General features: G+C 37.4%; 10 protein-coding genes. 5 read left to right on the top strand and 5 right to left on the bottom strand.

The window, feature by feature from the left end; all coding sequences use genetic code 11:
* Window positions 1-36: 36 nt before the first annotated feature.
* On the bottom strand, window positions 37-363 hold the full coding sequence (gene trxA, locus A9G24_RS07305) for a thioredoxin TrxA (protein WP_065638418.1): 327 nt from the start codon (window positions 361-363) through the stop codon (window positions 37-39).
* A gap of 151 nt (window positions 364-514) precedes the next feature.
* Between trxA and rhlB the strand changes: the two genes are divergently transcribed.
* The gene (rhlB, locus tag A9G24_RS07300; protein ID WP_065638417.1) at window positions 515-1,744 is read left to right on the top strand and encodes an ATP-dependent RNA helicase RhlB; all 1,230 of its coding nucleotides are present in this window, start codon (window positions 515-517) and stop codon (window positions 1,742-1,744) included.
* A gap of 131 nt (window positions 1,745-1,875) precedes the next feature.
* Here the strand turns inward: rhlB and A9G24_RS07295 are convergent, their stop codons facing one another.
* Window positions 1,876-2,502 (bottom strand): TfoX/Sxy family protein, encoded by a 627-nt coding sequence (locus A9G24_RS07295; RefSeq protein WP_065638416.1) that lies wholly within the window; start codon window positions 2,500-2,502, stop codon window positions 1,876-1,878.
* 331 nt (window positions 2,503-2,833) lie between these two features.
* On the opposite strand from A9G24_RS07295, the gene A9G24_RS07290 reads away from it, so the two are divergent.
* Window positions 2,834-3,460 carry a hypothetical protein gene (locus A9G24_RS07290; protein WP_065638415.1) on the top strand — a complete coding sequence of 209 codons (627 nt, stop codon included), beginning with the start codon at window positions 2,834-2,836 and terminating at the stop codon, window positions 3,458-3,460.
* Between the two features lie 6 nt (window positions 3,461-3,466).
* On the opposite strand, the gene glnB is transcribed toward A9G24_RS07290, so the two are convergent.
* Both glnB and A9G24_RS07280 read right to left on the bottom strand, forming a co-directional pair.
* Window positions 3,467-3,805, bottom strand: a complete 339-nt coding sequence (gene glnB / locus A9G24_RS07285; RefSeq protein WP_065638414.1) for a nitrogen regulatory protein P-II — start codon at window positions 3,803-3,805, stop codon at window positions 3,467-3,469.
* A 23-nt stretch (window positions 3,806-3,828) separates the two neighbouring features.
* The gene (locus tag A9G24_RS07280; protein ID WP_065638433.1) at window positions 3,829-5,433 is read right to left on the bottom strand and encodes an NAD+ synthase; all 1,605 of its coding nucleotides are present in this window, start codon (window positions 5,431-5,433) and stop codon (window positions 3,829-3,831) included.
* 120 nt (window positions 5,434-5,553) lie between these two features.
* Here A9G24_RS07280 and aroB point away from each other — a divergent pair, with 120 nt between their 5' ends.
* Both aroB and A9G24_RS07270 read left to right on the top strand, forming a co-directional pair.
* Entirely contained in the window at window positions 5,554-6,633 is a 1,080-nt protein-coding gene (gene aroB / locus A9G24_RS07275; protein ID WP_065638413.1) for a 3-dehydroquinate synthase, read from the top strand.
* 1,274 nt (window positions 6,634-7,907) lie between these two features.
* Window positions 7,908-8,993 carry a 3-deoxy-7-phosphoheptulonate synthase gene (locus A9G24_RS07270; RefSeq protein ID WP_065638412.1) on the top strand — a complete coding sequence of 362 codons (1,086 nt, stop codon included), beginning with the start codon at window positions 7,908-7,910 and terminating at the stop codon, window positions 8,991-8,993.
* A gap of 233 nt (window positions 8,994-9,226) precedes the next feature.
* Here the strand turns inward: A9G24_RS07270 and purL are convergent, their stop codons facing one another.
* A complete protein-coding gene (gene purL / locus A9G24_RS07265; protein ID WP_065638411.1) occupies window positions 9,227-13,129 on the bottom strand; it encodes a phosphoribosylformylglycinamidine synthase in 3,903 nt (1,300 codons plus the stop codon).
* 558 nt (window positions 13,130-13,687) lie between these two features.
* On the opposite strand from purL, the gene A9G24_RS07260 reads away from it, so the two are divergent.
* Window positions 13,688-14,998, top strand: a 1,311-nt coding sequence (locus tag A9G24_RS07260; protein ID WP_141673110.1) for a type VI secretion system Vgr family protein, incomplete at its 3' end; no start/stop codon positions are given.

The raw sequence follows: 14,998 nt of genomic DNA, 5'->3' as shown, positions 1-14,998 counted from the left end.
TCTTTTAACAACTCGTATCCAAATATAGGATATCTATTATAATTGCGGATCGATAAAATCTTTAAGCTGAGCTTTAGATAAAGCCCCTACTTGAGTGGCAACCACTTGTCCATTTTTAAAAATCAATAAGGTAGGAATCCCTCGAATACCAAACTTAGGTGCTACATTTGGGTTTTCTTCAACATTTAATTTAGCAATAACGATTTTATCAGCATATTCTTGAGCTATTTCTTCCAAAATCGGAGCAATCATTTTACAAGGTCCACACCAAGAGGCCCAAAAATCAACAAGCACTGGTTTTGCTGATTCATTAATTGTTCTATCGAAAGTAGCTTCCGATAACTGAACGATATTATTACTCATTTTTACCTCCAACATATTTTACTTAATGCAATAATAGATGAGTTTAAATTACTCGACTAGTAATTAGTATAATAGGATATAATTATTAGTGATGTCACTGTATTTAGTATGTTATAATCTCAAAATTCTGATAATTATATCCGCAACCATAATGATTCAATCATATCTTACCAAAACAACTTTTAGTCAATTTCCCCTTCATCCTTTAGTGTTAAAAGCGCTTGAGAAAAAAGGGTTTGTTTATTGTACCCCTATTCAAGAAAAAACATTACCATTAACCGCTAAAGGAACTGATATTGCTGGACAAGGACAAACTGGAACCGGCAAAACTATGGCATTTTTGGCATCAACATTTAATCACTTGTTGAACCATGAACCTTTGCCCGATCACAAAACCAATCAACCAAGAGCTATTATTATTGCACCAACACGTGAATTAGTTGTACAAATTTATCATGATGCTGAAGTTTTATCTGAAGAAACGGGCTTAAAATTAGGGTTAGCTTTCGGTGGCGATGGCTACGATAAGCAATTAAAAACACTCTCTACTGGTGTCGATATCTTAATTGCAACAACAGGGCGATTGATTGATTATGCTAAGCAAAATTACATTAATTTAGACGCAATTCAAGTGGTCGTGTTAGACGAAGCGGATCGCATGTTCGATTTAGGATTTATCCGCGATATACGTTGGGTTTTCAAACATATGACCCCACCACAAAAAAGGCTAACTATGTTGTTTTCTGCAACATTAACACATAATGTACGTGAATTAGCCTTTGAACATATGAACAATCCACAATATGTCGAAATTGAACCGGAACAAAAAATTGGTCATCGCATCAAAGAAGAGCTATTTTTCCCATCTAATGAAGATAAATTAGCACTTTTACAAACTCTCATTGAGGAAGAGTGGCCAGATCGTTGCATTGTGTTTGCTAATACCAAAGTAACTTGCGAAAAGATTTGGCGACATCTTATTGCAGATGGTCATCGCGTTGGATTATTAACCGGCGATATTGCCCAGAAAAAACGTTTATCAATTTTAGAACAATTTACCCAAGGTCACCTTGATATTTTAGTCGCCACCGATGTCGCGGCTCGAGGATTACACATTCCTAATGTTACCCACGTCTTCAATTATGATCTACCTGATGATTGTGATGATTATCGACATCGTATTGGACGAACAGGGCGCGCAGGAGCTGAAGGTTACTCGATTTCGTTAGCCTGTGAACGTTATTCGCAAAATTTGCCTGCTATTGAAAAAGCAATTGATCATGCTATTCCCGTGAGCCAATATGACCCTTCAGCATTATTGGTTGATTTACCAACGCCAAAACCTTTTAGGCGCCCACCTCGTAGAAAATCTTCAAACTAGATATATTAGGTAGGGAATTAATATCATCATAAAAAGTTAGCTAATAATGCAATGATACTTTGCTATAAATTATTTTTAGGTAGCTTTTTGTGATATTACTAATCTATTGTAATTAACTTGGCGTGCCAAATTTATTCTTCTTGTAAATTTTTATTCATCCGCTCTAAAAAAAATTGGTATTCAAGCTCAATTTCTTTTTTAGTTTCCTTTGATAAAGTGGCAACATGAAATCGATTCAATGAACTATATAAAACAAACAATATATTCATTGAAATGGCTTCCTTTTTCTTTTTTATCTTATAATATGCACTTAAATACCCTACTTGTTGGAATGTTTCGACATCTTTGATGCCAACACTGCACAACAACCTTTCTAATGACAATGTCATATTGGGTAGTTCTTTTATTCGATTTGCCTTAATTTCATTTTTTTCATGTAGCTCCTTTTTAGTATATGTGATCACCATGTTTACCATAGTAACTAATTTTTCTTGAGCTTTAAAAAGTTCCTCATCAACTTTATAGTAATCAAGTAATTTCGTTGACATCCCCGTTGTTATACTCAGCGGCTGCATACCTAAATCAATAAAAAGTGAGCGATAATCAGGATGCCCTCTTAAATAAAAATCTTTTTGGGTAATCCAGCCAAACATTGTATCTTTACTATTAACGCTAAATCCACCAAAAAATGTTTTGATTGAAATATCTTCAATGTCAGAAAGTACTGTTAAAATTCGATTTACAAATATTGAGCACATAATTAATTTCCATCTGAACTTTATTAAGTAACCGAAATAACTTACTGGTTAATCTAAATTATAGCTACGCTATATTCAAACTATTTCTAAATAAATTCATAATTATGGGATCTGCATTCCATATATAAAGATTAAATATATTATTACTTGATAAATTATATTTTTGTGAAATTGAAACAATTTTTGTAAAAAAATAGCATTAAGAAAAAAATAAATCTTAATAATTCTTAACAAAAGAAAAATAGCTTTAACATTGTTATTCTGTCGTAATAATTATACAATCAAAACTAGTTAACTTAATGGTACTTAATTTTTGTCAAATTGAATCAACATGATAAAAAACATTTTTGCTTTATTTCTTATGTTTTACTCTTTTGTCGCATCTGCCGATAAATTACCCTTAATTGATTCGTTAATACTTTGTACCCCTGAATTTTTTAAACAAGTTCATACCCATAAAAATGAATTAGAAAAATACACTGACGTCAAAAATTTTAACCAAAACCAAGCTTACATTCCTGTTGAAAATCGTTCAGATATCGCCAAAAACCATGTTAATTTCAAAACCCCCATGACTTATAAAAACCTAACAATTACAGGCTATTATGATAGTGCTATGGATCTTGGTAAAATGGGAAAATATTATTTTTGGGGATTTATCATCGATAATGATATTGATCAAATCAAAGAGACATTGGGGTTTATAGATTGGAAAAATATGGAAGATAACCTACTTTATATCGGAAATCCAAAGGTTCGAAGTATTAATGATGACATCCAAACCTGGCATAAAAATACTGGTACTGTTGTTGGAGTAAAAACCATTCCAGCACCGAATACTACTGAAAAACTACTATTACTTGAAAAAAGTCCAAATATGAATCTTCTTATTTGTTCTATTCAAGGTATTGTAACCCCTGAACTACTCAAGCAAGAACGACCAGACATTCTTCAATAATTAAAATTAAATCGCTAAATCATCCATTTCACCCGTGCGAATACGAATGACTTGCTCAACATTATAAACAAAAATTTTGCCATCACCGATTTTACCCGTTTGAGCGGTTTTCATAATAGTTTCGATACACATATCTAAAATATCATCTGAAACAACTAGCTCAATTTTCACTTTGGGTAAAAAGTCAACCATATATTCTGCACCACGATAAAGCTCGGTATGACCTTTTTGCCGCCCAAAACCTTTAACTTCAGTTACTGTCATACCGGTAATACCTTGCTCGGCAAGCGCTTCTCGAATATCATCAAGTTTAAATGGTTTAATAATTGCTTCAATTTTTTTCATATCTATTTTCCTTTAATTCAAAATTACCAATTTTTAAACCCAAAAGCAGAAGTGATTGGATAACGTCGACCTTTGCCAAAGTTACGAGTGGTGATTTTAGGACCAACTGCTGATTGACGTCGTTTGTACTCATTCATATCCACCAATTTAATAACACGTCTTACTGTCGCCTCATCATAACCTTGTGCAATAAGTTGTTCAATGGAAAGATCTTGCTCTATATAACCTTTCAAAATGCCATCTAAAATATCATAAGGAGGTAAGCTATCTTCATCTTTCTGATCAGGTGCTAACTCCGCTGAAGGTGGTCGTGTTATCACTCTCTCAGGAATCACATAAGAACGCGTATTTCGGTATTTTGACAACGCAAACACCATGGTTTTAGGGACATCTTTCAGCACATCAAAACCACCAGCCATATCGCCATAAAGGGTTGCATAACCTACCGACATTTCACTTTTATTACCCGTTGTTAGCACTAGACTACGACGCTTATTTGACAGTGCCATTAAAATAACACCACGGCAGCGGGCTTGCAGGTTTTCTTCCGTTGTATCTTTTTGTGTGTCTAAAAACAGTGGGCTTAGCGATGACATAAACGCATCAAACATCGGCTCTATTGAAACAATGTCAAATTCAACCCCTAATATTTCGGCTTCTTCTTTGGCATCTGCAATACTAATATCGGCTGTATAACGAAACGGCATCATCACCGCTTGCACTTTATCTTTACCTAAAGCATCAACCGCAATAGCAAGCGTTAAAGCAGAATCAATACCGCCAGAAAGCCCTAATACTGCGCCTTGAAAGCCATTTTTAGTCACATAATCGCGAGTTGCAAGTACTAATGCATCATAAACTGAAGCTAATTGATTATTTTCATTCTTATCAATTATTGCGGGATGATTTATACCCAATTGAAAAGCGACAATTTGTTCTTCAAATGAATTTAGCTGACAAACAATTTCACCGTGTTCATTACAAATAAAAGATCCACCGTCAAAGACTAACTCATCTTGCCCGCCAACTTGGTTGACATAAACAATGGCTAAACCGGTGCGTTTTGCATGCTGTTTAACTAAATCATATCGTTGTTGCTGTTTTTCATAATCATATGGCGAAGCATTAATTGCCACTACAAAATCAACTTGAGCTTGTTTAATATCATCGATTGGTTGATTTTGCCAAAGATCTTCACAAATTAACAAACCAATCTTTTGACCTTTAAAGTTTATAACACAAGTTTGATCACCGGCAGTAAAATAACGTTTTTCATCAAATACATCATAATTAGGCAATAACTGTTTATGATAACAAGCCAGCAATTTTCCATCACAAAAAAACGAAAGGGCATTATAAATATGCTCATCTTGCCAATGTGGATGCCCAACAATAATAGCACAGTGTTCACTAGCTTGTTGAATTAAAGCAAGTGCCCTTTGACAGCGATCTTTAAAATCGGATCGATATACTAAATCCTCAGGAGGGTAACCGCATAAAGCAAGTTCAGAAAAAACAATGAGGTCGTCGGACGAATGGCGACTAATTAGCTCAACAATCTGTTGAGCATTCCCTTCAATATCGCCCACACGCCAATTTTTTTGTGCTAAAACAATAGATAAAGACATATAAAATTTAATATCACAAATCGAAATTATCATTAAGTTTAAATGATTCTAAGTTGCACTGCCACTTTTTTATCGCTAACATGCAACAATAAATTGGCTTTGACTTGTCTGGAAATTATTATGCAAAAAATATTAAATGTGGCATTAGCTAAACGCAGTTACCCAATCACTATTGGTGAAAATCTACTAAGCGAATTTCAACATTTTAAACTCCAAGCTGGTCAACGCGTGCTCATTGCTACGAATGAAACTATCGCGCCTCTTTATTTACAAACATTAATTGATATGCTTGAAAAGCATGGTATAAAGACCGATTCAGTCGTTGTTCCTGATGGTGAGCAGTATAAAACGATGGAAACATGGAATACGATACTCACAGCCTTGCTTGCCCATAATCATACCCGAAGCTCAATACTGATTGCATTAGGTGGAGGCGTAATTGGTGATGTTGCTGGATTTGCCGCTTCAGCTTATCAACGTGGCATTAAGTTTATTCAAGTACCCACAACACTACTATCCCAAGTTGACTCATCTGTAGGTGGCAAAACCGCGATTAATCATCCACTGGGTAAAAATATGATTGGCGCATTTTATCAGCCGCAATCAGTTGTCATTGATCTCCATTGTTTAAAAACATTACCGCAACGAGAACTTTCGGCAGGACTTGCTGAAGTGATAAAATACGGTATTATTTTAGACCCCGAATTTTTTAATTGGTTAGAACAGCATATAGAAGATTTATTAAATTTAGATGTTAACGCATTAAGTTACTGTATTTACCATTGCTGCGAACTAAAAGCAAAAGTGGTGGCTGCTGATGAGACTGAACAAGACATGCGCGCCATTTTAAATCTTGGTCATACTTATGGTCATGCGATAGAGGCAGAATTAGGCTATGGAAACTGGCTACATGGCGAAGCCGTCAGTGTCGGTATGCTAATGGCTGCACAAACCGCAAAATTACTTGGTAAATTAACCCAAGCAGATATTGAACGGATTAAAAACTTATTAATTCGCGCTAAGCTACCAGTTAACAGACCAACAACAATGCCGATTGAATCTTACCTACCACACATGTTACGAGACAAAAAAGTACTATCTGGACAATTACGGCTAGTTGTACCCACTAAAATTGGGCACGCTGAAGTAATGGATGGCATTGATAAAGACGTGGTATTTCAATCTATACAACTTACTTAATCAATGATTGATAAAACTAGTCGCATCGTTGATAGTAAGTTAAGCAACTACGTTAATGAATATATATAACAAAACTAACGCCGTATCACAAACAAGCGATATGGCGCTTATATCATAAAGAAAAATAACCGTCACTGATTTGTCTAAACATATTATGATCAATCATTCGACTATTTATAACGTGCTAAAAAATCCCTATTGAAGCTATGTCCCTTTAACCAGTAAGAAATAATATTATGAAACCATCATTTATGACATTAAACATCTGGTTAAAGTTCAAAATCCCATTGAAAATAAATTAAGATGGCAAGCTAAACGTGATAAAAAACCTATCTGGGTGACATTTGACCGCATTTATTTAGAACATTTCATTTATAACCCCGAAAGACCCCATGAGGCATTCAATAATATGCCATTTATTAAATATAAAACACTAAAAACAGACAGCGTAATTTTCTACATGAATTGTATACTCACTATGGGGTATTTATATAACTATTCACTTTTTAGGCTGTAATTTTTGTAAAAAATATTCAGGATTCTATACCGTTTCGTGATTAATTGAGGCTTCGATATCTATTCGTTAAAACGTGAGATAACCATGGTATCAATCAAAAAACACAAAACCGGCTTGTTCACACATGAATGGCAAAGCCGTAAGAGATAGGTACTTTAATAAAGAAAGGTGTTCACTTTTTCGGTTATATTTTTTGTAAAAAATATTCAGGATTCTATACCGTTTCGTGATTAACTGAGACTTCGATATCTATCCGTTAAAACGAGTGATAACCATCCTATCAATCAAAAATTCACAAAACCTGCCTGCCCACAAACGAATGGCAAAGCCGAAAGCCTGATACGGAAATTTATGAAGAAGTAACCTAATCAACAATAGTTAGCAATTCAAAAGATAAAAAATAAAAGGTTAAGCGATTTATTAACCTTTATAATACGGTTAAACCGCATAATGTGATTTCAGGTAAAACACTTTATGCATTTTTAGCGGATTATTTTAATCATGAAGTGTAGACAACTCGGTGTTTTCCTACAACTTATCGAAATGTAAACATTTGATTACAAAATTTTAGATCTGGTTTGTTTAGATACCCGTTTTGCAAGTATCTTTTTATCAGGTCACAAAATATAAAAATGAATCATTTAGTAAACAGTAAAAATTTCATTTACTATTATGTAATTTTGTGTTTACATAATAAGCGTTTATGTAATTAATATTTTACATATAAAGTATAAATGATTTTAACAAGGAAAATAAAATGTTAAAAGATACCCTAAATAATGTCCGAATCCGAGACGAACACATGTTAATCACCCCCGAAGAAATTAAACAGCTTTATCCTCTTTCTGAAGATTTAAAAAAACAAATAGCCTCATCTCGTCAAACTGTTGTGGATATTTTAGAAAGGCGAGATCACCGATTACTTATCGTCTGTGGTCCTTGCTCTATTCATGATCCTATTGCGGCACTTGAATATGCGCATAAATTAAAAAAACTCTCAGACGAAGTTAAGGATCACTTATTTATCGTTATGCGTGTTTATTTTGAAAAACCAAGAACCACTGTTGGTTGGAAAGGTTTGATTAACGATCCTCATATGGATAGCTCATTTGATATTGAGCATGGACTAAAAAAAGCACGTAAATTACTGCTCGATATTGCTGAAATTGGCTTACCTATTGCAACCGAAGCATTAGATCCTAATACACCACAATATATTGCTGATTTAATTAGCTGGTCAGCAATCGGTGCAAGAACCACAGAGTCACAAACCCATCGAGAAATGGCTTCAGGGCTTTCGATGCCTGTCGGTTTTAAAAATGGCACAGATGGTAGTTTGGATGTTGCCATTAACGCCATGAAATCAGCCTCTATGCCTCATCGTTTTGTAGGCATTAATCAACAAGGGCAAGTGACCGTTTTACAAACAATGGGCAATCCTCATGGTCATGTTATTTTGCGTGGCGGTAAAACACCTAACTTTGATGCTGAAAATGTCGCATTATGTGAAATTCAAATGAAAAAAGCAGGGTTATTACCTAACTTAATGATTGACTGTAGCCATGCCAATTCCAATAAAGATTATCGCAATCAACCGATTGTTGCCGACGCAATTATTGAACAAATCAAGCATGGTAATAATTCAATTATTGGCGTGATGATTGAAAGTAACTTGTTTGAAGGCAACCAATCTTCTGAACAACCGCAAGAAAATTTTAAATATGGTGTGTCAGTAACCGATGCTTGTATCAATTGGCAAACCACCGAGCAAGTGTTACAAAAAATGAATAGCCAGTTAGCTAAACCACTAACTGAAAGACAAAAACAACCACCTAAAGCGTAATTTTTTTGATATCTTCCTCCACTTCAAAAGGTGGAGGATTTTGCTACAGTCACCCAATGAACTACACTGTCTTTTCAGATATAGCCTATCCTCAATATAGCTAATACGGTAATCTTATCGATATTTTTTCCCAAATAATATTTATTACTTGTAAGAAAACGACAAGTTATTTCCTAACAAATAAATGAAGATAAATATATCGCCAACAATAGTACCAGCGATATATCGGTTAGTTAACCTAATTGTTTGCGAGCATTACGGAACATTCGCATCCAAGGGCTATCTTCACCCCAATTATCTGGATGCCATGAATTAGCAACTGTTCTAAATACCCTTTCTGGATGCGGCATCATAATGGTTGCTCGCCCATCTTCAGATGTCACCGCAGTAATACCATTTGGCGAACCATTGGGATTGGCAGGGTATTGCTGTGTTACTTTGCCATAATGGTCAATATAACATGCCGCTATTAATGCTGATGTTTCTAAATTAGTTAGATGCGTATCATCACAAACCTCAACACGCCCTTCGCCGTGTGAAACCGCAATTGGCATATGCGAACCCGCCATATCAGTAAACAGCAACGAAGGGCTTGATTGAATTTGCACCAAGCTAAAGCGCGCTTCAAAACGTTCTGACAAATTACGCACAAAACGAGGCCACAAATTAGCACCAGGAATCAGATTTTTCAGATTCGACATCATCTGACAACCGTTACAAACCCCTAATGATAACGTATCTTTGCGATGAAAAAATTGTTCAAATTCATCGCGCACCTTTTCGTTAAATAAAATCGATTTAGCCCAACCTTCACCCGCGCCTAGCACATCGCCATAAGAAAAGCCACCACAAGCAACCAGTGTACTAAATTGGTTAAGCGTAATGCGACCTGAGAGTAAATCAGTCATATGTACATCGATGGCCTCAAAACCAGCTCGATCGAATGCGGCGGCCATCTCGACATGCGAGTTAACACCTTGTTCACGCAAAATGGCCACTTTAGGTTTTGTGCCTTTCGCAATATAAGGCGCAGCAATATCCGTTTGTGGATCGAAAGTTAAGTGCACATTTAAGCCAGGATCATTTTCATTTTGTTTCGCTTGGTGTTCTTGATCCGCACACTCAGGATTGTCACGTAAACGTTGCATCTGCCAAGTCGTTTCGGCCCACCATGTTCTTAACATTGAGCGCGACTCACTATAAACCACAGCAGATTTGTTACGCACAATAAATTGTTGTCCTGCTTTAGCACTACCCAAAGCATGAACCGCATGGGATAAGCCAAACTGCTTAAAGTAAGCCCTCACCTCGTCTAAACAACTATTGGCCACTTGAATAACAGCACCAAGCTCCTCATTAAATAGCGAAGCAATCACATCTTGGCCTAATTGAGAAATATCAACATCAACACCACAATGCCCAGCAAAGGCCATCTCGGCTAATGTCACAAACAGCCCCCCATCGGAACGATCATGATAAGCTAACAACACATTTTGGCTGACTAAAGCTTGAATGGCTTGATAAAAAGCAAGCAGCTCTTTAGGATCATGAACATCCGCTGTTTGTTGGCCTAAATGACGATACACTTGCGCAAGTGCCGTTGCGCCTAATGCTTGATGACCTTTCGATAAATCAACCAACAATAACGTATTATCTTGATCGGTACGCAATTGTGGTGTCACGGTTTTACGCACATCTTCAATACGCGCAAATGCCGAAATCACCAACGATAACGGCGATGTCACTGCTTTTTGTTCACCATCATCTTGCCATGTGGTTTTCATCGACATCGAATCTTTACCAACCGGGATCGCCAGTCCCAATGCTGGGCATAACTCTTCGCCAATGGCTTTAACTGCTTGATAAATACCGACATCTTCGCCTGGGTGACCAGCGGCGGCCATCCAATTAGCTGAAAGCTTGATACGTTTGATATCGCCGATATTCGTTGCAGCAATATTGGTAATCGCCTCGCCAACGGCAAGCCTTGCCGAGGCGGCAAAGTTAAGCAAAGCAACGGGGGCACGTTCACCGATTGACATAGCTTCGCCATAATAGCTATCTAAGCTTGCAGTTGTAACCGCACAATCAGCAACAGGCACTTGCCATGGGCCAACCATTTGATCGCGCGATACCATCCCTGTCACAGAGCGATCGCCAATGGTGATTAAAAAGGTCTTTTCAGCAACCGTTGGCAAATGTAAAACCCGTTTAACCGCATCATATAAATTAATATCAGCAGTTGAAAAATTATCGCCATGTGCCTGATGGGTCTTAACATTTCGTTGCATTTTAGGTGTTTTACCAAGGAGCACATTCAATGGCAGATCAATTGGATTATTATTAAAATGATCATCATGCAAAGTAACAGCTTTATTGGCAGTTGCTTGACCAATCACCGCATAAGGCGCCCGCTCACGTTGGCAAAGCTCATCAAACAGTGCCAATTTATCTGGATGGATAGCGAGCACATAACGTTCTTGCGATTCATTACACCAGACTTCTAGTGGGGACATCCCCGGTTCATCGCTAAGTATTTTACGAAGCTCAAATTGACCACCACAACCACCGTCACTAACCAGCTCAGGCATCGCATTAGACAAACCGCCAGCACCAACATCATGAATAAATAAAATAGGATTATCTTCGCCTAGTTGCCAGCAACGATCGATAACTTCTTGACAACGGCGCTCCATTTCAGGGTTATCGCGCTGAACAGAGGCAAAATCCAGATCCGCATCAGATTGACCTGATGTCATAGACGACGCCGCCCCACCGCCTAAGCCAATATTCATCGCAGGACCACCTAATACAATCAGCTTAGATCCAGTAGGAAACTCACCTTTTTGAATATGTTCACGGCGTATATTACCTATACCACCCGCTAACATAATCGGTTTATGATAACCTCTCACTTCTTCGCCATTATGGCTATTTACTCGCTCTTCATAAGTCCGAAAATAACCCAATAAAGCCGGACGACCAAATTCATTATTAAACGCTGCTCCCCCTAAAGGCCCCTCCATCATAATATCAAACGCACTGACAATACGATCAGGCTTACCAAAATCTTGCTCCCAAGGTTGTTCAAAATTAGGAATCCGCAAATTAGAAACCGAAAAACCCACTAAACCAGCTTTAGGTTTAGCCCCGCGTCCTGTTGCCCCTTCATCACGAATCTCACCCCCACTCCCAGTTGCTGCACCCGGCCAAGGTGATATGGCAGTTGGATGATTATGCGTTTCAACTTTCATTAAAATATCCACATATTCTTGATGATAGCTGTAGGTTTTATTCTCATTATCCGCAAAAAAGCGCCCAACTTTCGACCCATCCATCACCGCAGCATTATCCTTATAAGCGGACGAAACATAATCAGGGGTGTGTTCAAAGGTATTTTTGATCATCTTAAACAGTGATTTAGGCTGCTTTACCCCATCAATAATCCAATCAGCATTAAAAATCTTATGGCGACAATGCTCAGAGTTGGCTTGCGCAAACATATAAAGTTCAATATCAGTCGGATTACGATTTAATTTTTTAAAATTTTCGACTAAATAATCAATCTCATCAGATGCTAACGCTAAACCTAATTTAAGGTTAGCGTCTTCTAAGGCCTTGCGCCCCAGGCCTAATAAATCAACGGTTGTCACAGGTGTTGGTGACTCAACATGGAATAACTGCTCGGCTTGCTCAATACGACTAAAAACGGCTTCCATCATGCGATCGTGAATCAATGATAAAAAATCATTTTTTTGTGAATCGTTTAACGGTGAACTCACTTGCACATAATAAGCGACTCCCCGCTCAATACGGCGAATCTGTAACAAACCACAATTATGCGCAATGTCCGTCGCTTTTGACGACCAAGGCGAAATTGTCCCAGCTCTTGGAGTAACTAAAAAAAGTTGCTTGCTGGATATCTCTTTGATATTGATTTGTGCGGTTTTAGGACCGTATTGTAATAATTTATCTAAAGTTAGCTGTTGTTCAACCGTCAATTCACCTGCCAAATCAACAAAATGGAGGTATTGGGCTTCAATATCGATAACAGGGATGGATTTTTCACAACAAGTAGATAAGATTTTACTAATACGAAATGCAGATAAAGCAGAACAGCCAGCTAAAATTTTCATGCTAATTACTCTTTTTAAGCCAAACATAGGTTAAAAAATAGAACAACATTATAAAAGAAAGTGAACAATGTGGCTATCTTAAATACAGCTTATAAAGTAGGCATCCTATTTTTTGGCTTTACCATTCGTTTAAAATAAATAGACTGAATGAGTGTTTGCTTTATTCGAAATTTATCACTCTTCTTAAACAAATTAAAAATAGATTAATTCCTGTTAAAAATATTCAGGATTCTATACCGTTTCAGCGTGAAATTATTTTAAATTTAATCATTTAATCAATTTCATTGATAAGCCATTGAGTTGCTTAAATCGCTTGTTTAATAAAGGGATTAAGCCGCTATCAGTTACTGATTTAACTCACTGAAATTATTCATATTAAACAATAGTTATTTAACATTTTTTTAAAAAAGATTAAATTTCCCACTAAAACAGTGTACAATTTTTAGTTCAGCTGTCTGTTATTTGAACTTAATGATGAAAATATCAGTGTTAAATAAAAAAATAACTAAAAATAACACCGATTAATTTTTATAAAATGGATATAAGGAGGAGGAAAACATGTCAAATGAACTTAATCGTCTTCTGAGCCAGCTCGGTGACGGGTTTAGTGATTTAATGGCGGGCTTAGGGGGCGTTAGCCATAATCGCTATACCTTAACGGTTGACGGGCTGGGGGCGCCGATTTCGGTTTTACATGTTGAGGGTAATGAGTCGTTAAACCAGCCTTGGCGTTATGTAATCTCCTTTACCAGTACTGACAAAACCTTATCGCCTGATTCCTTTCTTAATCAAAAATCGACCTTCTCCTTTAATCCCGTTATCAATAAACCATTAACTTCCGCTATCCGCTCATTAAGTGATTTGCCCACGTTGACGAATAAACGCACCTTGCATGGGGTGATTACTGAGTTTAGTCAGTTATCCGTCAATAAAGAGGAATCCCATTATCAAGTGGTGTTATCATCGTGCTTAGCACGGCTCGCAGTGGGGCAACATAATGCCATATTTCAACAGCAAAGTGTGGTGAGTGTGGTTGAAGAAGTGCTACGCAGTCATGGTTTGACGGGCATTGATTACCGTTTAGAGTTAAAAGACAGCTATCCTGAGCGGGAGTTTATCACGCAGTGGCAAGAAAGTGACCTTGAATTTATTCAACGCTTATTGGCCGATGTCGGTATCTGGTTTCGCTTTGAAACGCACGCCGAGCACCACTGTGATGTAATGGTGTTAAGTGATTATGAACAAGGTTATGCGCAGGTGGCTAATATTGACTATAAACCGCCCAGTGGCATGGCAGATACGGGCGTTGAAAGTGTGTGGGATATCAGCCTGCATAGCGAAGTAGTGGTCTCCTCAGTCAAGGTACAAGACGATAACTACCGTGATGCCTTGGCACATTTACAAGGGGAAGTTAACACCCAACCTAAAGACCTTACCACCTATGGCAGCGACTATCGCTATGCTGAGCACTATAAAGGCTTAGAGAGTAACGGACAAAAAAAACCGCAAGATAGTGGCGATAATAACGATAACGATGATAACCATGTTAATCGTGATAACGGCAATAATCCTAATGAGAATCACAGGCATGACGAGAATCAGATTGAAAGCGGTCAGTGGTATGCCCGTATTCGCCATGAACAAGCTATTAGCCAGCAAATTATTCTCAAAGGCAAGAGTAATCACTATAACCTTGCTCCCGGCCAATGGATTAACCTCAACGGCAGTCCGCTGGCGGATATCAATGACGGTGTGATTATTTTAAGTGTACAAGGGCAGGGTAACCGCACTGATGCTTATGAACTCACCTTTACCGCCATTCCCTATCAAGCCTTAAAACCCTATCGCCCTGCGCCTATACGCTGGCCA

Source organism: Gilliamella sp. App6-5 (assembly GCF_001690525.1).
In the GTDB taxonomy this organism is placed as follows: Bacteria; Pseudomonadota; Gammaproteobacteria; order Enterobacterales; family Orbaceae; genus Gilliamella; species Gilliamella apicola_H.
Note: the sequence above shows the minus strand (reverse complement) of the source record. Positions and strands in the feature narration are given on the sequence as shown.

Coding starts and splice junctions, on each gene's coding strand:
- trxA (WP_065638418.1), bottom strand. CDS start 363: ATGAGTAATAATATCGTTCAGTTATCGGAAGCTACTTTCGATAGAACA.
- A9G24_RS07280 (WP_065638433.1), bottom strand. CDS start 5,433: ATGTCTTTATCTATTGTTTTAGCACAAAAAAATTGGCGTGTGGGCGAT.
- A9G24_RS07270 (WP_065638412.1), top strand. CDS start 7,908: ATGTTAAAAGATACCCTAAATAATGTCCGAATCCGAGACGAACACATG.
- glnB (WP_065638414.1), bottom strand. CDS start 3,805: ATGAAAAAAATTGAAGCAATTATTAAACCATTTAAACTTGATGATATT.
- rhlB (WP_065638417.1), top strand. CDS start 515: ATGATTCAATCATATCTTACCAAAACAACTTTTAGTCAATTTCCCCTT.
- aroB (WP_065638413.1), top strand. CDS start 5,554: ATGCAAAAAATATTAAATGTGGCATTAGCTAAACGCAGTTACCCAATC.
- A9G24_RS07290 (WP_065638415.1), top strand. CDS start 2,834: ATGATAAAAAACATTTTTGCTTTATTTCTTATGTTTTACTCTTTTGTC.
- purL (WP_065638411.1), bottom strand. CDS start 13,129: ATGAAAATTTTAGCTGGCTGTTCTGCTTTATCTGCATTTCGTATTAGT.
- A9G24_RS07295 (WP_065638416.1), bottom strand. CDS start 2,502: ATGTGCTCAATATTTGTAAATCGAATTTTAACAGTACTTTCTGACATT.